The organism is Bradyrhizobium sp. 18BD (assembly GCF_054185225.1).
Genome location: NZ_JAVAYL010000024.1, coordinates 1 through 22797, shown reverse-complemented (window position 1 = coordinate 22797; position 22797 = coordinate 1). Strand labels below are relative to the sequence as shown.

Annotated in this window: 23 protein-coding genes; 12 read left to right on the top strand and 11 right to left on the bottom strand. The window is 63.6% G+C overall.

Annotated elements, in window-relative coordinates; translation table 11 throughout:
- The first annotated feature begins 4 nt into the window (after positions 1 to 4).
- The 4 genes from RAD16_RS33530 (at position 5) to RAD16_RS33515 (ending at position 2623) form a co-directional block, all read left to right on the top strand.
- Positions 5 to 403: a metallopeptidase family protein gene (locus RAD16_RS33530; RefSeq protein WP_326897738.1), complete on the top strand. Its 399-nt coding sequence runs from the start codon at positions 5 to 7 to the stop codon at positions 401 to 403.
- Positions 404 to 484: 81 nt separating this feature from the next.
- Positions 485 to 1090 (top strand): 3-isopropylmalate dehydratase small subunit, encoded by a 606-nt coding sequence (leuD, locus tag RAD16_RS33525; RefSeq protein WP_063707853.1) that lies wholly within the window; start codon positions 485 to 487, stop codon positions 1088 to 1090.
- Between the two features lie 80 nt (positions 1091 to 1170).
- Positions 1171 to 1956, top strand: a complete 786-nt coding sequence (locus RAD16_RS33520; protein ID WP_458162123.1) for a hypothetical protein — start codon at positions 1171 to 1173, stop codon at positions 1954 to 1956.
- Positions 1957 to 2203: 247 nt separating this feature from the next.
- Positions 2204 to 2623, top strand: a complete 420-nt coding sequence (locus RAD16_RS33515; protein WP_458162121.1) for a DUF6455 family protein — start codon at positions 2204 to 2206, stop codon at positions 2621 to 2623.
- Between the two features lie 50 nt (positions 2624 to 2673).
- On the opposite strand, the gene RAD16_RS33510 is transcribed toward RAD16_RS33515, so the two are convergent.
- Both RAD16_RS33510 and RAD16_RS33505 read right to left on the bottom strand, forming a co-directional pair.
- The gene (locus RAD16_RS33510; RefSeq protein WP_458162119.1) at positions 2674 to 4485 is read right to left on the bottom strand and encodes a caspase family protein; all 1812 of its coding nucleotides are present in this window, start codon (positions 4483 to 4485) and stop codon (positions 2674 to 2676) included.
- A 122-nt stretch (positions 4486 to 4607) separates the two neighbouring features.
- Positions 4608 to 6629, bottom strand: a complete 2022-nt coding sequence (locus RAD16_RS33505; RefSeq protein ID WP_458162118.1) for a TonB-dependent receptor — start codon at positions 6627 to 6629, stop codon at positions 4608 to 4610.
- Positions 6630 to 7693: 1064 nt separating this feature from the next.
- Here RAD16_RS33505 and RAD16_RS33500 point away from each other — a divergent pair.
- Positions 7694 to 8194 (top strand): DUF1269 domain-containing protein, encoded by a 501-nt coding sequence (locus tag RAD16_RS33500; RefSeq protein ID WP_458162117.1) that lies wholly within the window; start codon positions 7694 to 7696, stop codon positions 8192 to 8194.
- A 671-nt stretch (positions 8195 to 8865) separates the two neighbouring features.
- Here RAD16_RS33500 and RAD16_RS33495 read toward each other — a convergent pair.
- Positions 8866 to 9822: a GlxA family transcriptional regulator gene (locus RAD16_RS33495; protein ID WP_458162115.1), complete on the bottom strand. Its 957-nt coding sequence runs from the start codon at positions 9820 to 9822 to the stop codon at positions 8866 to 8868.
- Positions 9823 to 9968: 146 nt separating this feature from the next.
- On the opposite strand from RAD16_RS33495, the gene RAD16_RS33490 reads away from it, so the two are divergent.
- The 3 genes from RAD16_RS33490 (at position 9969) to RAD16_RS33480 (ending at position 11776) form a co-directional block, all read left to right on the top strand.
- Positions 9969 to 10307 (top strand): DUF3817 domain-containing protein, encoded by a 339-nt coding sequence (locus tag RAD16_RS33490; protein ID WP_458162113.1) that lies wholly within the window; start codon positions 9969 to 9971, stop codon positions 10305 to 10307.
- Complete coding sequence (locus tag RAD16_RS33485) at positions 10304 to 10717, top strand: CopD family protein (RefSeq protein ID WP_458162112.1); 414 nt, start codon at positions 10304 to 10306, stop codon at positions 10715 to 10717. The genes RAD16_RS33490 and RAD16_RS33485 overlap by 4 nt, the downstream gene beginning before the upstream one ends.
- Before the next feature lie 213 nt (positions 10718 to 10930).
- The gene (locus RAD16_RS33480) at positions 10931 to 11776 is read left to right on the top strand and encodes a metal-dependent phosphohydrolase (RefSeq protein ID WP_458162111.1); all 846 of its coding nucleotides are present in this window, start codon (positions 10931 to 10933) and stop codon (positions 11774 to 11776) included.
- A 179-nt stretch (positions 11777 to 11955) separates the two neighbouring features.
- Here RAD16_RS33480 and RAD16_RS33475 read toward each other — a convergent pair whose 3' ends face one another.
- A complete protein-coding gene (locus RAD16_RS33475; RefSeq protein WP_458162110.1) occupies positions 11956 to 12837 on the bottom strand; it encodes an HpcH/HpaI aldolase/citrate lyase family protein in 882 nt (293 codons plus the stop codon).
- 111 nt (positions 12838 to 12948) lie between these two features.
- On the opposite strand from RAD16_RS33475, the gene RAD16_RS33470 reads away from it, so the two are divergent.
- Entirely contained in the window at positions 12949 to 13593 is a 645-nt protein-coding gene (locus RAD16_RS33470; RefSeq protein ID WP_458162109.1) for a carbonic anhydrase, read from the top strand.
- Between the two features lie 225 nt (positions 13594 to 13818).
- Here the strand turns inward: RAD16_RS33470 and RAD16_RS33465 are convergent, their stop codons facing one another.
- Positions 13819 to 14853 carry an aspartate-semialdehyde dehydrogenase gene (locus RAD16_RS33465; protein ID WP_458162108.1) on the bottom strand — a complete coding sequence of 345 codons (1035 nt, stop codon included), beginning with the start codon at positions 14851 to 14853 and terminating at the stop codon, positions 13819 to 13821.
- A 116-nt stretch (positions 14854 to 14969) separates the two neighbouring features.
- Here RAD16_RS33465 and RAD16_RS33460 point away from each other — a divergent pair, with 116 nt between their 5' ends.
- The gene (locus RAD16_RS33460; RefSeq protein ID WP_458162107.1) at positions 14970 to 15752 is read left to right on the top strand and encodes a hypothetical protein; all 783 of its coding nucleotides are present in this window, start codon (positions 14970 to 14972) and stop codon (positions 15750 to 15752) included.
- Between the two features lie 156 nt (positions 15753 to 15908).
- On the top strand, positions 15909 to 16292 hold the full coding sequence (locus tag RAD16_RS33455) for a hypothetical protein (protein WP_458162106.1): 384 nt from the start codon (positions 15909 to 15911) through the stop codon (positions 16290 to 16292).
- Between the two features lie 180 nt (positions 16293 to 16472).
- Here the strand turns inward: RAD16_RS33455 and RAD16_RS33450 are convergent, their stop codons facing one another.
- On the bottom strand, positions 16473 to 17117 hold the full coding sequence (locus RAD16_RS33450; RefSeq protein ID WP_458162105.1) for a DapH/DapD/GlmU-related protein: 645 nt from the start codon (positions 17115 to 17117) through the stop codon (positions 16473 to 16475).
- 138 nt (positions 17118 to 17255) lie between these two features.
- Positions 17256 to 18368, bottom strand: a complete 1113-nt coding sequence (leuB, locus tag RAD16_RS33445; RefSeq protein WP_458162104.1) for a 3-isopropylmalate dehydrogenase — start codon at positions 18366 to 18368, stop codon at positions 17256 to 17258.
- 133 nt (positions 18369 to 18501) lie between these two features.
- Here leuB and RAD16_RS33440 point away from each other — a divergent pair, with 133 nt between their 5' ends.
- Entirely contained in the window at positions 18502 to 19692 is a 1191-nt protein-coding gene (locus RAD16_RS33440) for a YbfB/YjiJ family MFS transporter (protein ID WP_458162103.1), read from the top strand.
- 12 nt (positions 19693 to 19704) lie between these two features.
- Here the strand turns inward: RAD16_RS33440 and RAD16_RS33435 are convergent, their stop codons facing one another.
- From RAD16_RS33435 to RAD16_RS33420, 4 genes are all read right to left on the bottom strand, one after another.
- Positions 19705 to 20115, bottom strand: coding sequence for a hypothetical protein (locus tag RAD16_RS33435; protein ID WP_458162102.1), 411 nt, complete (start codon positions 20113 to 20115; stop codon positions 19705 to 19707).
- 146 nt (positions 20116 to 20261) lie between these two features.
- Positions 20262 to 21044, bottom strand: a complete 783-nt coding sequence (locus RAD16_RS33430) for a molybdopterin-binding protein (RefSeq protein WP_326896949.1) — start codon at positions 21042 to 21044, stop codon at positions 20262 to 20264.
- Between the two features lie 11 nt (positions 21045 to 21055).
- Entirely contained in the window at positions 21056 to 21685 is a 630-nt protein-coding gene (locus tag RAD16_RS33425; protein ID WP_458162101.1) for a cytochrome b/b6 domain-containing protein, read from the bottom strand.
- A gap of 181 nt (positions 21686 to 21866) precedes the next feature.
- Positions 21867 to 22421 (bottom strand): fasciclin domain-containing protein, encoded by a 555-nt coding sequence (locus tag RAD16_RS33420; RefSeq protein WP_458162100.1) that lies wholly within the window; start codon positions 22419 to 22421, stop codon positions 21867 to 21869.
- Positions 22422 to 22797: the final 376 nt, after the last annotated feature.

Here is a 22797-nt window from a genome sequence, read left to right as displayed (position 1 = left end):
GGCCATGTGGACGGAATTGAAAGCGCCCTCGCTGGCCGAGATGGAAGCGATGGCCCATGAGGTATTCGAGCGCCTGCCGGCGGAATTTCGCGGGCTGTGCGAGGGCGTGATCCTCCGCGTCGACGACTTCCCGACCGACGAGGTTCTGGACGAGATGGAATGCGAGAGCGAGTTCGACCTGCTCGGCCTGTTCCAGGGCGTCGGCCTGCCCCAACAGAGCTTCGGCGACGTGGCGCGGCTGCCCAACATGGTCTGGCTCTACCGCCGGCCGATCCTGGATTACTGGGCCGAGCACGACGAAAGCCTCGGCCATATCGTCCGCCACGTCCTGATTCACGAGATCGGGCACCATTTCGGCCTCTCGGACGACGATATGGCGGCAATTGAGGCCAAAGCAGACTAGATCTGCCGAATTCGGCCTAGGATTCGGGCCCCGATCGCGATAAATACCGTCTCCCCCTGAAACACCCGGGAAAGCGCAACCATGGACAAGTTCACCACGCTGGAAGGCGTCGCGGCGCCGCTGAAGATCATCAATGTCGACACCGACATGATCATTCCGAAGCAGTACCTCAAGACCATCAAGCGCACCGGCCTTGGCAAGGGGCTCTTCTCCGAGCAGCGCTACAAGGACGACGGCAGCGAGAATCCGGATTTCGTCCTCAACCAGCCCGCCTATCGCAACGCGAAGGTGCTGGTGGCCGGCGACAATTTCGGCTGCGGCTCGAGCCGCGAGCACGCGCCCTGGGCGCTGCTCGACTTCGGCATCCGCTGCGTCATCTCGACCTCGTTCGGCGACATCTTCTACAACAACTGCTTCAAGAACGGCATTCTGCCGATCCGCGTCAGCCAGGAAGACCTCGACAAGCTGTTCGACGACGCCGAGCGCGGCGCCAACGCAACGCTGACGATCGACCTGCCGAACCAGGAGATCCGCGGTCCCGACGGCGGCAAGGTCAAGTTCGAGATCGACCCGTTCCGCAAGCACTGCCTGATCAACGGCCTCGACGACATCGGTCTGACGATGGAGAAGAAGTCCTCGATCGACACCTATGAAGAGAAGCTCAAGCGCGAACGCGCCTGGGCCTGATCTCAGGTTTTCGTTGGAGCCCCGGTGCTGTCGGCGCCGGGGCTTTTTCTTTGCCCTGATTATCCCGTATAGCTGCTCGCATGCTGCCCGACATCGTCACCTTCTGGCATGGCCCGATGGATGCGCTGCGCCAGACCTGTCTGCGCTCGCAGCTGGCTGCCGGCCACAAGGTCACGGTCTACAGCTTCGACACCATTCCCGGCCTGCCCGCGGGCATCGAGAATGCGGATGCCGAAGCGATCCTGCCGCACGCGTTCTCCGAGCGCCTGCGCCCGCCGCAGCCGGACGGCAGCTGGCGCGACTGGACCACGCTGCAGTTCAGCGACTTCTTCCGCATGAAGCTGATGGCAAAGAACCTCGGCCTCTGGCTCGACGCCGACGTGCTGCTCCTGAAGCCCGTCGCGATCGATCCGGCAAAACCCTATTTCGCCTGGGAGCGGCCACGCCAGCTCGGCAACTCCGTGATCTACCTGCCGCCCGCGCACGGCATCGTTTCCGCCTTCGAAGAGCTGATGGAGCAGGAAGAGCTGACGCCGAACTGGCTGTCCGTGCGCCATCGCATCACCTTCATGATGCGCCGTCTGCGCGGCGGCTCGAACCGTCTCTCCGATATCCGCGTCGCGATCTACGGGCCTGCCGCGCTCACCGCGCTCGCGCGCCGCACCGGCGAATTGCACAACGCGCTGCCGAAGCAATCGTTCTACGCCGTGCACGCCGAGCCAAAGCTGTTCTTCGATCCGTCGAGCTATCTCGGTCTCGTCGCCAATCCCGAGATCATCGGCCTCCACATCTCGCCCAAGGGCCGCGGCGGCGAGAAGCCGATTCCGGGCAGCCTGTATGCGTGGGCGGCGGAGCGATTTAGCTGAGCTCTGTGTGCTGTGCGGCACTCTCGTGCCCCGGACGCAGCGCAGCACGTCAGTGATGCGCTGCTGAGCCGGGGCCCAGCATGTGGCGAGATGGGTCCCGGCTCTGCGCAGCAGCGTTACACGCTGCAGCGCGTCCGGGACACGAGACCTGCTTTCTTGACCCATTCTCAATTTGATCCAGCGCAACGCGCGCCTGCACCATTTTGCCTAGTCTGGCTCCAATTCCACGACCCGAACGGAGCCTCGCATGAGCACCCCAAGCAGGCCTTATCCCATCGTCCAGGACCTCATCGAATCCTTCGCGAACTGGCTGAAGCATCACCGCGAGATGAACGAGATGCGGCGGCTCGATCGCGCCGATTTCGACCGGATCGCCAGCGATCTCCGGATCGCGCCCGATGATCTCGAAGATCTGGTCCGTCACGGCCAGCACGCCGCCGACGAGCTGCCGAAGATGCTGGAGCAGCTCGGCATCAACGCCGAAGCGCTCGGCCGCACGCAACCGCTGCTGCTGCGCGACATGGAGCGGGTCTGCTCGCTCTGCGATCAGAAGGGACAATGCGACCGCGATCTCGCCCACGGCACCGCCGCAGAGAACTATCACGGCTATTGCGGCAACGCCGCGACGCTGGAATCGCTCGATCGCTCGGACGTCACGACGCACTGAGCGGTCGTTCGTCCCGACCGATGGCCTGGCGACCGGCCGCGTCGCCGGCGCTAGATCACACCGGTACGCGCGCAAGCCTCACGCCGGGCAAATCCCTTCACGAGCTTCCTGCAGGCGCGATAACGCTCTTCCATGCTCGCTCCACCGACACTCGCCGGAGCACGCGGCTCGGCGGTGCTTTCCTTCTTGACGGCAAGAGGCTGCGAGGTCTTCTCGCGCCTGGCTGAAGGTTCGACCTCCTCCGGCACCGGCACGAGCTGCCAGACCGGACGAAGCTCTATGTTCGCCGACTCGGATGGATTCTCCTTTTTGAAGGAGGAGAGGGCAAGAACGTTCTTCTCGAGCTTGACGGTGACGAGTGTCCCGCCGATCGAGAACTTGTTGTCCGTGATGTACTCCGCGAACGACCGGTTGCCCGCTTCGTCTTTCGCCCACGACGTTTTCGTCGGCGGCCCCCAGAGATAGTATCCCTTGGCCAACCCCGTCGCGGAGACCTCCGTGACGATCAGCATCGTATAGCGTCCCTTGCCGTTCGACCATCCACGCTTGTTGGACCACACGCCAACAAATCTGGAATCGGATTTGGGCGAAACATCCTGACTGGACGCGATCGTGAAGTTCGGCAGCTTGAGCTGCTGCGCGGCCGCGATGGCAGCAACCTTCTGGTTATCCTCGGGCGCAAAGACGTTTCGAACGACGGTTTTCGGATCAGGCGCCGGACGCGCGCTCGCGTCCGATGCCGGGGCGGAGGGCGATAGTGCCGCCACTTCACTCGCCTTGAGATCCTTGATCCGCTGTCGCGCTTCCGCGACATGATTGCTGCGGGGATACCTCGCCATGAAGTCCTCATAGAGACCCCACACATTCGAGGTCCGGATCGCCAGCCAAAACTGCTCGTCTTCCGCGGGAGTTGCAGTTGCGGGTGCCGGATTTGACGCGACTGGCGCCGGAGCGCTCGCGGCGGGCGCTTTCAGGTAAATCTCCTCCTTCGACAGGGAGCCGTACACGAACGGCTGCTGCTCGCGCCTGGTCGCAACCATCACGTCGTCGCGGACCCGGCGAAATAGAAACGATATTTCGAGGCCCGGTGTTTCGATGTGGCGCAGCAACGACGCGGTAAAGGGGCTGTTCCGGCCATCGCCATCGCTCGCCGTGGTGCCGTCGCGGGCGGCATAGGCGATCAGGACATTGTCGGAGGGCTCGGTCGGCGCGAGTCCGCGAGCTACGGCCCGGGTGGCGATCGACCGCTTCATCTTCGCGGCGAAGGGATTGTTGCGGCAGGCGTCGAGGATGACGAGGCCCAGCCTCCGGGCCTTCGATACCTGAAGGCTCACCGAGCGCAGGCTGATGGCCTCGCTCTCGATGTCGGTGTCGCTGCGCAGCTCTGCGCTGATCGGAATCAGCCAGTTCTCGCCGCCGACTTCCATGCCGTGCCCCGCGTAGAACACGACGGCGAGGTCGGCTCCCTCGGCAGACCGGCCGAACTCGACGACGGCCTTCCTCATCTCTTGCGCGTTGGCATTCTTGACCTGGGTGACCCTAAAATCGAGGCGCTCGAGGGCGCGGCCGATGTCGGCCGCATCGCGCGTCGGGTTTGGCAACTCAGGCACTTTCTCATAGGCGCCGTTGCCGATGACGAGCGCAACCCTGGCCTGCTGTGCAAGCGCCGGCGGGACGAACGAGAGTGACGAAGCGAGGAGGACGGCGAGCCAAAAAATGCGCATCAAATACTTGCCCGGATCAAATATCGGGCGCGAGCGTAGCATTGTCCGCCACCACCGCAACGGGAAAAGCAGGGGTCGCGGAGCCGGCATTGTCCGCGCACATTGACGACCGACCTGGCATGCGCCCGACGAGAGCATGACTGCGCTCGCCAGCGCTTGCTTATCGCCGCGACCTCGCCCACGGCACAGCGGCCGAGACCTCTCCGGGCTATTGCAGCAATGCCGCGCCGCACTGAGCGGCGCGACGAACTTCCTCCGCGTCAGAAGTCGACCGACATCGATAGCCAGAGCGTCCGCGGCATGCCGCTGATGACGTAGCCGGTCGGATTGCCGATCCAGTAGCGATTGTCGAACAGATTGGTGACGGACGCGCGGAACGTGGTCGGCCGCCCGGCCAGGCTGGTCGCATAGCGCGCACCAATGTCGAAGGTCATCCACGCGGGGACGCTCTGGATGTTGTCGGTGCTGACATAGGCCCGGCTGGTGTAGATCGTGCGCGCCGTCGCCGTCAGCCCGGGCAGGAACGGCATATCCCACTCGATACCAAGATTGCTCTGCCAGCCTGGCGCGCCGACCGCATGATTTCCGTCATTGAGGTGCCCTTCGGTCTTTGTCAGCCGCGCATCGAGATAGGTCACGCCGCCGAGAACCCGGATCCCCGGCCCCACTTCGCCGAAGGTGTTGAGCTCGACGCCCCGGTTTCGCTGTTCGCCGTCGAGGCCGTAGATTTTTGTAACGGGATCGACAACGCCGCTGGGCAGGCTGATCTGGAACGCCGCCAAGCTCGCGCCGAAACGACCGAGATCGAGCTTGGTGCCGACCTCGTATTGCCGGGTCTTGAAGGGAGCGAACACCGCGTTGGTGTTGGCTGCGCCGGCCGGCGGCGTGGGTCCGGGCGAAAGACCTTCGATGTAGCTGGCATAAAAGGACACTTCCTTGATCGGCCGCACCAGCAGGGCGATGGAGGGCGACGTCGCGCTCTGGTCGTAATGGGCCGTCTCAAGACCGCTCGCGGGATCGAAGCTGTTCGCAATGACCTGCTGCTGTCTGGCGCCGACGATCACCTGAAGCATCCCGTTCATCATCGAGAGCGTATCGGCAACGCCGACGCTGCGCAGGCCGAGAGAGCCGGACTTGCCCTCGGCGAAGGACGACACCGGTGTACCGGGGCCGGCCAGCAGCGTCGGTGTGTAGATGTTGGTCAGGTAGTTTCCGAAATTGGTCTGGCCGAGCCAGTCCGTCCGGTTCAACACGCTGCCGCTGACAACAACCTCATGGCCGACCGGCCCCGTGTCGAATTGCGCCCGGACACCGGCTTCGCCGGACACGGCCTCGGACTTGCCGGTCTGGAAGCGCGACGTCGAAAGCGCATCGCCCGAGGTCGTGAGAATCGTCGCGCCCGGCGCCTCCCGCTTGTCGTATCCAAACTGATTGCCGCCGATGGCGCCGAACAGGGTGACGTTGTTGGACAGGTCGTATTCGGCGCGCGTCAGGCCCGTGAGGCTCTTTGCGCGGGCATAGTCGAACGGCTGGGCGAGATTGATGCGCGGATCGGGCGCATTCGGCACCGCGATGCCTTTGACCGGCGTATACCCACGCGCCGCGGCCTTCATCCAGTCGTCCTGATAGATGACGTCGGCCGACCACCGGAAGCGCTCGCCCCGGTAGTCGACCCCGAGCGAACCGACGCCGTCCCGCACCGATTGGCGATCGATCGTCGTATCGCCACCATCGAAGCCGGCATTGACCCGGACGCCCCATTCCTTCTGGTCGCCGTAGCGGCGCGCCACGTCGACCTCCGTGCCGAAGCGGGCGTTCGACATGGTGCCGACAGTCAGGCGCGTCAGGTCTTCATAGGCGCGTTTGGTCACGACATTGACGCTGCCGCCGATGCTTCCCTGCGGGGCCATGCCGTTGAGGAACGCGCCCGGCCCCTTGAGCAATTCGATGCGTTCGATCGGCGCCGGATTGACGCGATAGGCCGGCACGAGACCATACAGCCCGTTCAGCGCGATCTCGCTGTTCTCGACACGGAAGCCGCGAATAGTCAGCGCGTCATAGCGGTTGCTGCTGCCGATCGCGGCGCGGACCGACGGATCGGAATTGGTCAGAACCTCGGCGACGCTGGTCGCCTGCTGGTCGCGGATGGTCTTCTCCGTATAGCTGGTGAGGCTGTACGGCGTTTCCATGTAGTCCTTGTTGCCGAGCAGGCCGAGCTGGCCGCCGCGTGCAATTTGTCCGCCGACATACGGCACCGGCGATGCGGCACGTTGCGCACCCATCGTCGCGGGCGTGCTTGCTGCCGGCGCGCTCTGGCGCGCATCGGCCTGGCGCCGCGCGCGCACTGAATTGGATGAATGCTGTCTCCGGATGGGAACAGCGCGGCGCTCCGGTGCGGACACGGCGACCGGAGGAAGCGACTGCCCGGACCCGGTGGATGGTTGAACGTTGGATTGCTGTGCGAATGACGCTGTCGTGGTCAGCAGCACCGATACCGACACGAGCAAAAATGCGCGCGTGCCATTCAAATCGTGAATCATAGTACCCCGGCGTCTTTTCTTATTGATGCCCCGTCTCATCGCGCCGACGAGACACGGAGTGCAATAAACAGCTGGACGAGCATCGCCAAATAGAAGGCATCTGAAATAGAAGACATCTAATGTCTTGAGCGTGATCTCGGCGCGAGACGCAGACGCGAACGTCGTCGACTGATGTCTTGAGTCCGCGCGGCGATCAGCGCTGGCGGCGCGGCGCTTCAGCCGATGGCGCCGCCGCGGAGAATTATCGCCACTATTGCTCGAATGCGTCGACGCTGGAGTCACTCGACCGTACGGGCAGCGCGCCGCGCGGATGAGCAGTCTAGCGGGTCAATTTATAGCAGTGTGCGCCGCCCCTGTGTTTGACACGCTCACGACACGTATCCAGAGTCGAGAATGAGCAGTCAGGTTGTCCTGCGGCTTTGGCCCCTCTTAACTGCGCACAGAACGTGGCAGCATCGGCAGGGTCTTGAGGACTGAGAACGAAGCCCATCGAGAGAACCGTCATCGCGATAAGCGCCAGCTTCGAACGCGACATATCAATTCCTCCTATGAGGTTTTGCCCCATTCTTCTCCTTTCGTCCCGTGGTTGCTCGGCGCGCGAGAGCAAGGTCGAAAAACTTCCGGGCGGAGCGGCGACGGCACGTAAGACAATCCCGCTTACTCAATTGCGCCGCCCCAAAACATCTCCGTTTTGTGAACATGTGGAACCTATTCGCCGACAAGAGACGTTTCGGTCTGTGTTAAACGTTGGCCGCGCGTATCAAGCGGATCAGGGGCAGCACTTCAAATCAGAACGGGAGTGTTCAATGTCAGACCTTGTTGCGATCGTGTACCCATCCGAAGCCAAGGCAGAAGAAGTTCGGCAGAAGATACTCAAGCTCCAGAAGGAGTATCTGATCGCGATCCAGGATGCCGTGATCGCAGTCAAGACAGAGGATTCCGTCAAGCTCAATCAGCTTGTGAACACTACGATGATGGGGGCCGCAAGCGGCAGCTTCTGGGGACTGCTGATTGGATTGGTGTTCCTGAATCCTCTTATCGGCGTGGCCCTCGGTGCCGGCGCAGGCGCATTGGGTGGCGCGCTGACCGATTTCGGCATCAAAGATCAGTTCATGAAGGATCTCGCCGCGAAGGTGAAATCGGGAGATGCTGTTCTGTTCTTGCTCATCAAGAGCATGACCGCAGACAAGGTTCTCAATGAGATCAAGGATGCGGGAGGGACGGTCCTCAAGACCTCGCTCGATGAAAAGAAGGAACAGCACCTGCGCGATACCCTCGCAGCCGCTACTCATCCCAAGGCTGCCTAGCAAGGCTGCCTGGTGTTGCAATCCGTCATTCCGGGGCCCGCGCGGAGCGAGGGAATTCATCATAGCTCGCGAGTTCGTCGCGCTCCCGGAATGACATCCTGAATAGCATCCTGTGAATCAGATGTCAGAGGCACAGCCCTGCCCTGCAGCCGCGGGCTGCGATCACTCAGCCGGCTCTCTTCCCGCGCAGTCGAAGCGAGGAGCGGATCATGCGAAAATTGACTTTATGCGTACTCGCGATTGCGGCTGCGTCCGCGGCGGTCGTGACGACCGGCGGTCGTTCACAGGCGGGCCTTATCGCACCATTGGGCGCGCGTGAGGTCGCTGATCAGCTGCGCCTTACGGAAACAGTCCAGTTCACCTGGAGAGGCCGCCGTTACTGTTGGTACAACGGCGGATGGCGGGGCGGCGGCTGGTACTGGTGTGGCTACAATTGGCGGCGCGGCATGGGCTGGGGTGGTCCGGCCGGGTGGCATGGGTGGCGACGGCCAGGCCACCGCCCGGTAGCTCGCCCGCCGGCAGTTCGCCCACCGGCAACTCGCCCATCGAGGCCGGGGCGGCCGGGAACGCAGCGACCGCAGACACTCCCTGACAGAATTCCCAATCGGTGACGATCGCCGCGCCGCCAGGTATCGGCGAAGAGCAGCTCGAAGTCAGCGCCGAGAGAATCGCTACGCGGCAGATGATTGCGCGTCGTTGAACCGGCGCCGATAGTCGCCGGGGCTGACCCCGGCGATCCGGCGAAAGCTCGCGCGAAACGTGACGGTTGACTGAAAGCCGCAAGCCGCGGCGATCTGGTCCACGTAAGCCGGGCTGCCCTCCAGAAGCTCCTGCGCCCGGCGAACTCGCACGGTGAGCAGCCACTGCATCGGCGTGGTGCCCATCTGCTGCCGGAAATGGCGCGCAAAGCTTCGTTCGCTCATCCCCGCCTGAGCCGCCATCCGTGCCACGTTAAGCGGTTCCGCCAGATGAGCCAAGGCCCAGTCGAGATGCGCTGCGAGAGAGCCGCTCGATCGCGGCGGATCGCGCCGAATGAATTGGGCCTGGCCGCCTTCCCTGTTGACGGGCGCGACCGCCAGCCGCGCGGCATGAGCTGCCACAGCCTGACCGAAATCGCGCCTGACGAGATGAAGGCACATGTCCATTCCAGCCGACGCGCCGGCCGACGTCACGATCTCCCCCTCGTCCACGAAGAGAACATTCGGGTCCACCTTCACCTGCGGATAATTGCTGGCGAGGAGCTCGGCGCAGAGCCAATGGGTGGTCGCCCGGCGTCCGTCCAGGAGGCCGGCCTCCGCGAGCACGAAGGCCCCGGAGCAGATCGAGGCAATTCGTGCTCCGCGGCGATGCGCCCGGTGCAGTGCGCGCAGAATGGCTTTCGATCGGGGCGCCAGAGGATTCTCAATTCCGGGCACGATCACGGTGTCCGCACGGGCAAGGACCTCCAGGCCGAACGGCACCACCAGGCCGAATGCGCCAGCGCTGACGCGAGCCGCCGCGGCACACACGCGCACGTCGTAGAACGGCTTGCCGTTATCGTCCCTGAGCCGGGCGAACACTTCATAGGCAAGCGTCATGTCGTAGGGGATCACCTGATCCATCGCGACAATGCAAACCCTGTGAACCATGACGTTCCGTTCCCGGCGATTGCCTTCGGACGTCAGTATCACGTTTTGGCAGGAATCGATCATATATCGGCAGAACCGCCACTCATTGATCCCGACCGGATCCGCTAACCACGGGCGGCGCGCGATGGAGCGCCAACGGTCAGGCAATGAACAGAGAACGCGACATCAACACCTCACTCCTCGGCCAGCTCAAGCTTGCCTCAATCATCGAAGCTTCGACGCTGGCCCTGCTCGTTTGCGTCGCCGTTCCGCTCAAGCATCTCTGGGACTGGCCGACCGGCGTGCGAGCGATTGGGCCGCTGCACGGCCTTGCGTTCATCTTTTACGGCTGGGCGCTGCTGCAGACCGTCGGCGCCGGGGTTTGGCAGCGGCGCCAGATCGCCTTGCTCGCCGCCTCGGCCTTCGTGCCGTTCGCCGGCTTTCTCGCTTCACGGCATATCCGCCGGCGCATCGAGGCTGTGCGCCAAGAGGATTCCCTCCAATGAGCCTCGCCGACTACTACATCTGGCTGAAGGCCGCTCACGTCGCCGCGGCGCTGCTATTCGTCGGCGGCGTCGTTCTGACCTCAGTGACGCTTGCCCTGGTATCGACGCTGCCTCGGGGCAGCGAGCCATTCATCGCGGCCATCCGCCGTTACGACCGGTGGGTGACGGTCCCAACCATCATCGCGGTCTGGCTGCTCGGAACGGGCCTTGCCGTGTCCGGCGCATGGTTTGGCCAGGGCTGGCTGAACGCCAAGCTCGGTTTCGTCGTACTTCTCTCAGGTCTGCACGGAATCCAGAGCGGCCATCTTCGGAGGATCGCGGCGGGCGCCCCGCCCGCGACGTCAAAATCCCTACCGCTCGTTCTGTTCGCGGCGATTGCTATCGCGGTCCTTGCTGTCGCAAAGCCGTGAGACCCTGGCCCCTCAGCCGCTCGCCATCGCGGCGATCGCATCACTGAAGCAACGCGGGAAATACCACACGGCCAGAAACCTCTTGGTCCCGACCCCGGATCGAGTTCGGGCCGGTCGTTGATTTACGTCAAGCTCCCGGGACAAATTCGGGCTCGATCATGGGGCTGGCAACGGTGATCCGTTGTCGTGCCAGCACATCGAATGGGTGCCCGGATGATCACGATTCCTGAACTGGTGGCGCAAACCTTATCGACGTTTCTGACCTCCGATACCCGGGACCGGTTTGGCTCTTCTCATGCCCGCTTGACCGAAGTCCTTCCCTTTGCAGCAAGGCTGACGCTGGAATGCATCGGTAACAGCGACGCTCTGTATCACGACGTCGAGCACACCATGCTCGTGACCCTGGCGGGCCACGATATCCTGATGGGACGGATGATGCTCCGTCCGACGACGGCCGCAGACTACGGAAATTTCATCCTCGCCTGCCTCACTCACGACATCGGGTACGTGCGCGGCATAGTTCAGGGCGATACCGAGGACTCCTATGTCGCAGACATGACCGGCCGCATGGTTCGTCTCCCGCGCGGCGCGACGGATGCCTCGCTCGCGCCCCATCATGTCGACCGCTCGAAGCTGTTCGCCTCCGAACGCTTCGACGACGTCGAGGAAGTTGACGCAAGCCGGATTGCGCGAGCCATAGAATTCACGCGCTTTCCATATACGGATTCCCCTGACGACGAATCAGACGAAGAGGAAGGCATGTTGCTGCGCGCCGCGGACCTCATTGGTCAGCTCGGCGACCCGAACTATCTCAGGAAGGCAAATGCACTCTTTTACGAGTTCGAGGAAATCGGCCTGAACAAGAAGCTCGGCTACGAAACGCCTGCAGACATCGTCTACAAGTACCCGCAGTTCTATTGGAACAATGTCGCCCCGCAAATTCAAGGCGCCATACGTTATCTCAACATCACTGCGAGCGGGCGACAATGGATAGCGAATCTGTATGGCAATGTTTTCCGGGCTGAGCGCGAACCGGGCTTATCGGGACCACAACCCTAAAGGTGATGTCGCCCGAACGTTCGAACGCCGCGCCCCCAAGCCTTGCTCTGGCCGGCGTCCGCTCGTTCGGCTGCAAAGCTAAAGCGCGATGAGATTAGGATGAATCGTCATCGCGCTTCAGGTTGTTGTTTGAGCATGATCTTTTCGGAAAACCGCTGCGCACTTTTCCGGATCATGCTTTAGCCCTTGCTCATCGCGGCGATCGCATCCGCGATCTCGATCGTGCGCCTGGCCATGTCGGCGTGCAGGCGCTCCACCATGGCGCCGTCGAGGCGGATCGCGCCGCGCGAGACATTCTCCGGCAATTCGAACGCCGCGATGATCTTGCGCGCGCGCGCGACTTCCTCTTCGGGCGGCGTGAAGATGGCGTTGCAGGCCTCGATCTGCGAGGGGTGGATCAGGGTCTTGCCGTCGAAGCCGAGGTCGCGGCCCTGCGCGCATTCGGTGGCGAAGCCGTCGGAGTTGGCGATGTCGCTGTAGGGACCGTCGAGGATCTCGAGGCCGTGGGCGCGCGTGGCCAGGATGCAATGCGTGATCATCGGGATCATCGCGGCGCGGCCGGGCATCATCTTGATGCGCGTCTCGCGCGAGATGTCGTTCGGGCCAAACACGAAGCCGGACAGACGCGTCTTCGGGTCACGACCCGCTTCGGCCAGCTCCTCGGCATGCAGCACCGCGCGCGCGGTCTCGATCATCGCCCAGACCTTCACGGTCGGCGCGGCGCCGAGCTCGGCGAGACGACCGCCGATCGCCTGGAGATCTTCGATGCTTGAAACTTTCGGAACCAGGATGCCGTCGGGCCAGGCCTTGGCGGCCATCGCGACGTCGTCGGCCCACCAGGGCGTGTCGAGACCGTTGGTCCGGATCAGGATCTCGCGCTTGCCAAACCCCTTGGCCGCGATCGCGGCGGCGATGCCGTCACGCGCGACCGCCTTGGCGTCGGGGGCAACGGAATCTTCCAGATCGAGGATCAGGCCGTCGGCGGCCAGATTCCGCGCCTTTTCCAGCGCGCGGGGGTTGGAGCCGGGCATGAACAGATGGCTGCGGCGCGGGCGGGTCATGCGAATGGTCCTTCCGGTTTCCTCGTCTGTGTTCTGACCGAAGCCGATAGCATCTGGCATGCCTATTCGAAAGGCTTGTTCGCCCCTCTGGTCTATGGTTAGGCATAGGCCATGATCACATTCCCGAAGCATTTGCTGGAAGGCTACAACGCCTTCGCCACCCAGCGGCTGCCGGCCGAGCAGAGCCGCTATCGCGAGCTGTCGGTGAAGGGACAGTTCCCGGAAGTGATGGTGATCGGCTGCTGCGACAGCCGCGTCGCGCCGGAGACCATCTTCGACGTCGGCCCGGGCGAATTGTTCGTGGTCCGCAACATCGCCAATCTGGTGCCGGTATATCAGCCCGACGGCAACGCGCATGGCGTTTCGGCCGCGCTGGAATATGCCGTGACGGTGCTGAAGGTGAAGCACATCGTCGTCCTTGGCCACGCGCAATGCGGCGGCATCCGCGCCTTCGTCGACAAGATCGAGCCGCTGACGCCCGGCGACTTCATCGGCAAATGGATGCAGATGTTCATCAAGCCCGGCGAAGTGGTCGAGCAGCGCAACCATGAGAGCATGGCGCAATTCGTCGAGCGCATCGAGAAGGCCGCGGTGTTCCGCAGCCTGGAAAACCTGATGACCTTCCCGTTCGTGCGCAAGGCCGTGGACTCAGGCCAGATGCAGACCCACGGCGCCTATTTCGGCGTCGCGGAGGGATCGCTGTTCGTGCTGGACAAGCCGAGCAAGGAATTTCGGAACGCGCGGGGCGTGGTCTGAGTTCGTCTCGCGTAGGGCGGATTAGCGAAGCGTAATCCGCCGCGTTTCTCAGCGCTCGGAAAGTGAAGAGGCGGATTACGCCTTCGGCTAATCCGCCCTACAGAACAACGCAGAATTCGTAGGGTGGGCAAAGGCGCGACGCGCCGTGCCCACGATCTTTCCCGATTAAAACGCAGGTGGTGGGCACGCTTCGCTTTGCCCACCCTACGGCAGCGGTGACGGCGCTTACGCCGCCTTCTTCTTCGCGCTGATCAGCTTGCGGTTGATCAGCACTTCCGCGATCTGGATCGCGTTGAGGGCTGCGCCCTTGCGGAGGTTGTCGGACACGCACCACAGCACGAGACCGTTCTCCACCGTCGCGTCCTCGCGGATGCGGCTGATATAGGTCGCGTCCTCGCCGGCCGCTTCATAGGGCGTGGCGTAGCCGCCGGGCTCCTGCTTGTCGATGACGAGGCAGCCGGGCGCCTTGCGCAGGATCTCGCGGGCTTCGTCCGCGGTGATCGGATTCTCGAACTCGATGTTGACGGCCTCGGAGTGGCCGACGAACACCGGCACGCGCACGCAGGTCGCGGAGAGCTTGATCTTGGGATCAAGAATCTTCTTGGTCTCCGCCATCATCTTCCACTCTTCCTTGGTGTAGCCGTCCTCCATGAAGACGTCGATGTGGGGGATGACGTTGAAGGCGATGCGCTTGGGGAATTTCTTCGCGATCAGCTCGTCGTTGGTGTAGACGGCCTTGGTCTGCGAGAACAATTCGTCCATCGCGTCCTTGCCGGCGCCCGACACCGATTGATAGGTCGAGACGACGACGCGCTTGATGGTGGCCTTGTCGTGCAGCGGCTTGAGCGCGACCACGAGCTGCGCGGTCGAGCAATTCGGGTTGGCGATGATGTTCTTCTTCTTGAAGCCTTCGGTCGCAGCCGCATTCACTTCCGGCACGATCAGCGGCACGTCCGGATCCATGCGCCAGGCCGAGGAGTTGTCGATCACGACCGCGCCGGCGGCGCCGATCTGCGGCGACCATTCCTTCGACACTGAGCCACCGGCCGACATCAGGCAGATGTCGACGTCGGAGAAGTCGTAATGCTCGAGCGCTTTGACCTTGAGGGTGCGATCGCCATAGGAGACCTCGACGCCGACGCTGCGGCGTGACGCAAGGGCCACGACCTCGTCCGCGGGGAATTTGCGCTCATCGAGGATGTTGAGCATTTCCCGTCCGACATTGCCGGTCGCGCCGACGACTGCGACTTTGTAACCCATCGTTCACTCTCCGATGAAAAAGCCCGTTCCTGAAGCTCGCGCTTAAACAGGAAGAGCAGCGCTTCTATGCGAGAACCGGCCTCAAGACAACGTTAGACCATGCCTGAAGGCCGTGGATGCAGTCGCCTGAGGCCAGCACGGCCGTTAGCCCTACCCAGATCCATTTGGCGCTTGCAGTCTTCGCCGACGAGGTGGTCGGCACGCTGGCGCGCCTGTTCGCCTATGTGGGGGCGCTGGTGCTGTTTGCCATCCTGGGCCTCGCCGCCCTCGGCCAGCTCCCTGATCTGCGCGACGACGAGCCGGCTTCGAAGCCCGGCTGGGCCGTGGCCGACCGCTCGCATCCCGCCTTCGCCCTCAGCAAGCTCGATTCATCAGAGAAAGCAGCCTCTTACCTCATCCTGCGACACCCCGAAGGCGGCCGCAGGGACGTGCTGCGCTGGGCCGGCGACGCGGACAAGCCGCTGGCCGAACTCGAGATTTACCGGGAAGGCGGCGAATTCGACCGGGCGCGTCCGGCAACCGAAGGGCTGGCACTCCGGATGGGCCTCACGGCTGAGACCCCGCTCGAGCAGGCCGGCCTGATCGACACCAAATTCGGCCCCGTCGCCCTGTTCCGGCCGGCCGGCACGGCGCAGCCGGCCTGCCTCGGCTACCTCAAGCGCAACGAGGAGCCGGCGCTCCAGATCTCCGGCTTCTCCTGTCAGGGCGATACCCTGCCCGCCCAGCGCGCGGCGGTCGCCTGCACGTTCAACCGGCTGACGCTGCTGACCTCGGGCAACGAGCCCAAGCTCGCGGACTTGTTCGCCCATGCCGAGCTCAAGCGCCGGCCCTGCACCCAAGCCGGCTCCTCGGACTGGCTACTGGGCGCCGCGAATGCGCAATTGCGCGGGGCGCTTTGACCGGCATCAAGCTCAAGTAGCTGGTTTGCATGCAACTTTTGCCGGCGCGCACGATTATTCCGCGCGGGTGTGACCCAATAGACCTAGTTGCGGACACCAGGGACGGGATAGTATGGGGCGAAATCGACTGGCGGCTTGCCGCCTGAAGGGGACGTGATGAGCTCGAAATTCTCTGCTGCAACCAAATTGGCGACCTGGCTGGCGGCGGGCGCCGTGATTGCTGTGGCGCTCGCAGCGCCGGCTTCGGCCGACACCAAGGTCAAGCGTTATGACGATCGCGGCCGGGCCTATTATGGTCCGAGCGGCCCCAACGCGGTCTATCAGCAGGGACGCACCCGCCTCTATGTGAGCAAGCGCTCCTGGCTCGACGGCGGCACCGAGGTCAATCCGGGCGACCGCAAGTTCAGCGATTACGCCTTCCCGCCGGCCGTTGGTTATCCCTCGTTCGCCCGCGAAAACCTCAACCGCCCGATCGATCGCCAGCCGCTTTCTACGCCGGCCGACGTCGGCGGCTATCCGCAGAATTTCCCGCTCTACTGAGCGGACGTCACGACCGAATCAAAAGGCCGGGCCCGCGCCCGGCCTTTTTGTTTCAGGAGGTGCCGTAGGGCACGCCTGCCTCTCCATCGTCATTGCGAGCGCAGCGAAGCAATCCAGAATCTTTCCGCGAAACGATTCTGGATTGCTTCGTCGCTTCGCTCCTCGCAATGACGGCTGAGGCTACGGGTTAGCGCCAAACGCCGGATCATAGCGCCGGCAAAAGTCTTCGATCGCCTCGGAGCGGAAATCGCCGAGGCGTTCGAAGATCAGCTCATCCGGCCAATCCCACCAGGCGATGCGGCGCAGGCTGTCCGCGACTTCATCGGGAAAGCGCTTGCGGATCGGGCGCGCGGGAACGCCGCCGACGATCGTGTAGGGCGCGACGTCACGGCTGACGACCGCGCCCGCGCCGATCACCGCGCCGTCGCCGACCGTGACGCCCGGCAGCAGGATCGCAGCATGGCCGATCCAGACGTCGTTGCCGACGATGACGCGGTCGCCGCGGCGATCCGCGAAGAAGTCGCGGTCACGCGTCGCGCTCGCCTCGTAATATTCCGGGACGTAGGTGAAGCGATGCTGGGACGGACGGCCCATCGGATGATTCGGCGCGCCGATCCGCACCGAATTGGCGATGGCAGTGAATTTTCCGATGGCGGCGTCGGCGATCTCGCAATTCTCGCCGAGATAGGAGTAGTCGCCGAGCGAGGCATATTCGATGCGGGTATGGCTGAGAATCTCGCAGCGCCGCCCGATCTGCGCCTCGCGCTGGCGCACCGTCTCATGGACGATGGTTTCCGCGATCTTGGGGCGGGGCGAGATGTCCATGAGGTGGCTCCAAGAGCAGGTGCCGTAGGGTGGGTTAGCCGAAGGCGTAACCCACCACTTTGATACCCGCGGAGTCAGAAGAGGTGGGTTACGCTGCGCTAACCCACTCTACGATTCTGCTGCGATTGCTGTGCCCGCTTACGCGTGCAGCTTCTGCAGTTCCTTCAGAATCGCTTCGCCCATCTGCGTGGTCGAGGCAGCAGTCGTGCCCTCCGACTTGATGTCGGCGGTGCGCAGGCCGCTGGCGAGCACCGCAGCGATCGCGGCGTCGACCTTGTCGGCGAGATCGCCCATGTCGAAGGAATAGCGCAGCGCCATGCCGAACGACGAGATCATCGCGATCGGATTGGCGAGGCCCTTGCCGGCGATATCGGGCGCCGAACCGTGAACGGGCTCGTACAGCGCCTTGCGCTTCTTGCTCTTGACGTCGACTTCGCCGAGCGAGGCCGAGGGCAGCATGCCGAGCGAGCCCGTCAGCATCGCCGCGATGTCGGACAGCATGTCGCCGAACAGATTGTCGGTGACGATGACGTCGAACTGCTTCGGCGCCTTCACCAGCATCATGCCGCCGGAATCGGCGAGCTGATGCTCGAGCGTGACGTCGGGATATTCGCGCTTGTGGACCTGGGTCATGACCTCGTTCCAGAGCACGCCCGACTTCATGACGTTGCGCTTCTCCATCGACGTCACCTTGTTCTTGCGCTTCCTGGCAAGCTCGAAGGCGACGCGGCCGATGCGCTCGATCTCATAGGTGTCGTAGACTTGGGTATCGATGGCGCGCTTCTGGCCGTTGCCGAGATCGGTGATGGTCTTGGGCTCGCCGAAATAGACGCCGCCGGTGAGCTCGCGCACGATCACGATGTCGAGGCCCTCGACCGCCTCGCGCTTCAGGCTGGAGGCGTCGGCCAGCGCCGGATAGCACACGGCCGGACGGAGGTTGGCGAACAGGGCCAGATCCTTGCGGAGGCGCAGCAGGCCCGCCTCGGGGCGGACCTCGTAGGGCACCGCATCCCACTTCGGACCGCCGACCGCGCCGAAGATGATGGCGTCGGCGGCCAGCGCCTTGGCCATGTCGCCCTCGGAGATCGACACCTTGTGGGCGTCATAGGCGGAGCCGCCGACGAGGCCGGTGTCGGTCTCGAATTTGGCGATCCCGGCGGAATTGAGCCAATCGATCAGCCGCTTCACCTCGCCCATCACCTCGGGGCCGATACCGTCGCCGGGGAGCAGCAGCAATTTGTGGGTCGCCATAGTCGTTTCCTCTGAGATCGAATTCGGCCGGAGTGCTAGAGCGGCGTTGCGCGCTTGGCAAGACACCATTGCCGCGGCGCGGCTGTGCAAGGCGGGCAGGGCCTGCCACACTGCGCGGGCCGGAGTACCCCTGTTGCACGCCCCTGATCGTCCCCTGTCCGACGCCCATCCCGCGCGGCTGATCCTGACCCTGTCGCTGGCCGCGACGGTCGGGCTCGGCATCGGCCGCTTTGCCTATGCGCTGGTGCTGCCCGACATGCGGGACGACCTCGGCTGGTCCTACTCGGCGGCCGGGTTCATGAACACCATCAACGCCGTCGGCTACCTCGTGGGCGCCCTCGTCGCGTCCCGGCTGATCCAGCGTGTCGGCTGGTCGGCGGCGATCCGCGGCGGAACCGTCGCCTGCGTCGCCGCGCTCGCCACCTGCGCGCTGACGGGGAATTTCGTCGCGCTGAGCCTGGCGCGCCTCGTGCTGGGCCTCGGGGCCGCGGCCGGCTTCGTCGCCGGCGGCGCGCTGGCCGCGACCATCGCGCAATCGCAGCCCGCGCGGGCCAATTTCCTGCTCAGCCTGTTCTATGCCGGACCCGGCATCGGCATTCTCTCCTCCGGGCTGATCGCCCCGTTCACGCTGCAATATTTCGGGCCGGGCTCGTGGTGGCTGGTGTGGTGGGCACTGACGCTGCTCTCGACCATCATGACCGTGCCGCTGTTCCTGGTCCGCATCGAGAGCGGCGCGCGCTTCTCCGAAGGCAGCCACGCCGCCTTCAAGATCCTGCCCGTGCTCATCTACCTCGCCGCCTACTTCCTGTTCGGCGCCGGCTACATCGCCTACATGACCTTCATGATCGCCTATGTGCGCGACGGCGGCGGCGGGGCCGCCGCGCAGGCGGCATTCTGGAGCCTGATCGGCCTCAGCGCCTTCGTCACGCCCTGGGTCTGGCGCGGCGTGCTCGCGCTCAATCGCGGCGGATTGGCCACCGCGATCATCCTCGGAACCAACGCACTGGGTGCGGCTTTGCCGATGCTAGGGCATTCGCCGGCATGGCTCGCGGTCTCGGCGGTGGTGTTCGGCGTCGCTTTCTTCGCCGTGGTCGGCTCGACCACCGCGTTCGTCCGCTTCAACTATCCGCCGGAGATGTGGCCGACCGCGATCGCGGCGATGACGATCTCGTTCGGAGTCGGTCAGACGCTCGGGCCGATCGTGGTCGGCGCCATCACCGATGCGCTGGGGAGCTTGAGTTACGCGCTGAATGTATCGGCGGCACTGCTGGCGCTGGGGGCCGCGCTATCGTTGCTTCAACGGAAGCTCAAGCCGGGCGCCTGACGTCCCGTGGCCTCATCGCGGCACGGCGAAGAACTGATTGTTCAGAGCTATCGCTAAGATCATCGCGAGCTGAACGAAAAAACCCAGCGAGAACAAGCCGATGAAGCCTACGAACATCAATAGTCCGGCTCTACGTCTCGTCCGCCACAAATAGTAAGGCAGATACGGCAGCCAGAACACCATCAGGAGAAATCCGTAGTCGAACGGCCGCTTGACTTGTGGGTGATCGTGTTGGTCAGCCATGATCCACATTATGAGCAAAAGCGCCAACAGGGTGTCTGCAACAGCATCGGTCACAGGCGTTGCGTATATGCCGCGCCAGAAGAAAAGGCCGTCGACTAGCGCGGACATCGCCGCAACGCAGATCAGCGAAGCTGCCAGCCATGTCTTGATGTTCGCTCTGATCGCTAGATTCGAGGTCATGCCGCCCGCAAAATAGGGCTGCCCGAGCGATCATGTACAGCGCCGCGCTACCGTAGGGTGGGTTAGCGAAGCGTAACCCACCACTTCTGTCGCTGCGGAAACGAAAGAGGTGGGTTACGCCTTCGGCTAACCCACCCTACAAGGCGTCAACTCCCGCTGAACGAATTATACCCCTGGTCTTCCCAATAGCCGCCCTTGTAGTCGTTGGTGACTTCCATCGAGACCACGTATTTCGGGTTCTTGAAGCCGAGCTTCGTCGGCACGCGGATCTTCATCGGAAAACCGTAGGCGCGTGGCAGGATCTCGTTGGCGTACTTGAACGTCATCTGCGTCTGCGGATGCAGCGCGCTGCGCATGTCCAAAGGCGAATTGTAGCCGTCCTTGTCGGCGCACTGGAACCAGACGTATTTCGCGCGCGTATCGGCGCCGATCAGTTTGAGGAAATCGCGCAAGGGCGTGCCGGTCCAGCTGCCGATCGCGCTCCAGCCTTCGACGCAGATGTGGCGGGTGATCTGGCTGACCTGCGGCAGCTTGTAGAGCTCGGGGAGCGTCCAAGACTTCTTGTTGTCGACGAGGCCGCGGACCTCGAGCTTCCAGTCGGCGCCATCGATGTCGGGCGCGTCGTCGAGATCGTAATAGGCATTGAACGGGAACGGTTTTGTAATCGCGCTCTCGGGGAAGGTCGGCGCCAGCGCGTCTGGATTGAACATCCAGGCCTGCACCGCGTCGTTGAACTTCGAGACCTGCGCCAGCAGCGTATCGGCCGAGGACGAGTCCACGACGTCGCAGCCGGTGAGCAGCGTCAGCGCGCCGAGGCTGGCGCCACCGGCGATGAAGCGGCGGCGGGTGAAATCCGGCATCGTCTTGATGGCATCCTTGATCAGCAGCCGCTTGTCGACGCCGGGGATCAGGAATGAGCGCTTGGCCATCGCTATTCTCCTTATCGACCGATGATCATCGCGCGCAGGCTCTTCGGCACCAGCAGCGCGAGCAGAACGTGAATGACGATGAAGGCGCAGATCGCGGCCATGCAGAAGAAGTGCACGTAGCGCGCGGTCGGATAATCGCCGAACAGCATCACGAGATAATAGAGCTGTACCGGCTTCCACATCGACAGGCCCGACAGCACGATCAGCACGCCGACCACGATGATGCCGGCATAGAGCAGGCGCTGCACGTAATTGTAGACGGTGAGGTCGTCATGGCCGAGCTTGAAGGTCAGGGCAGCCCTGACGTCGTGGAGCACGCCCGACGCGGTGATCGGCAGCAGTTTTTTGCGGAAGCGCCCGGTGGCGAAACCGGTGATGAGATAGGCGAAGCCGTTGATCATCAGCAGCCACATCGCGGCAAAATGCCAGAGCAGGCCGCCGCCGAGCCAGCCGCCCAGCGTGTACTCGCGCGGGAAGCTGAAGCCGAACAGCGGCGAGGCGTTGTAGATCTGCCAGCCCGACAGGATCATCAGGATCATGGCGAGGGCGTTGATCCAGTGCATGACGCGAACCCAGGCCGGCTGGATCACTTTGGCCGGGGCGGCGCTGACCTGCTGGTCGGTGACTGTGAGGCTCGACATGGTGGTTCCGTCCTGAACGTCGTGTGTCGTCAATATACGCCGCTGCGTCCGCTTTCGTTACGCCCCTCCGGCCATCGAATCGATGCCTCCGGGCTATGGCGGTCACAATAAAGCGAGCCGGGTGACCCCCGACTCGCCGTTTCGTTGCACCCTGTCGGGGATGAAACAGGAGGACGCGGTGTTACGTCGCCGGCATCAGCACGGTGTCAACCACGTGGATGACGCCGTTGGACTGGTTGACGTTGGAAATCGTCACCGTCGAGGTGCCGCCCTTGGCATCGACGATCCAGACCTTGCCGTCCTGCTTCTTCACGGTCAGCTCCTCGCCCTCGGCGGTCCTCAGCTTCTTGCCGTCGGTGAGGTCGGACGCCTCGAGCTTGCCGGGCACGACATGGTAGGTGAGGATCTTGGTCAGGGTCGCCTTGTTCTCGGGCTTGACCAGATTGTCGACGGTGCCGGCCGGCAGCTTGCCGAAGGCGGCATTGGTCGGCGCGAACACCGTGAACGGGCCCTTGCTTTCCAGCGTCTGGACAAGGCCGGCCGCCTTCACCGCCGCGACCAGCGTGGTGTGGTCCTTCGAGTTGACTGCGTTCTGGACGATGTTCTTCGACGGGAACATCGCGGCGCCGCCAACCATGACGGTCTTCTCCTCGGCGCGGACAGGCGCGACGACGGTCGCGGTGATGGCCAGGGCGCTGAAGGCGGCGGCAGCGAGATAGGCAATACGCTTCGACATGGAGAATCTCCCGATTGAATTGTGACCGGCAATGGCCGGCGTTGAGTTGGGCAACAACGGCGTCTGCGACAGTTTGACGTGAGGCAGCAGCGCGTCGTTGGCCGAACTACGGGAGGGTTTGCGTAGGGGTTTCGGACAAAAATTCTTTGTGATGGGTGAAACTATGGGGCAGCGTGTTCGTGTGGTGGCTCGGCCGTCATTGCGAGGAGCCACCCGGTCCCGCCTTCGGCGGGCCGGATGACAGGCTCCGCGACGAAGATTCCATGGGGAGTGGATAGCGACCGGGTCTGAGGCCAGACTGAGGTTGCTGAAGCACTCAACCTGGAGACAACGATGTTGTTCGATCATCTTTCCGACGGACCGGCCGCTATCCGCA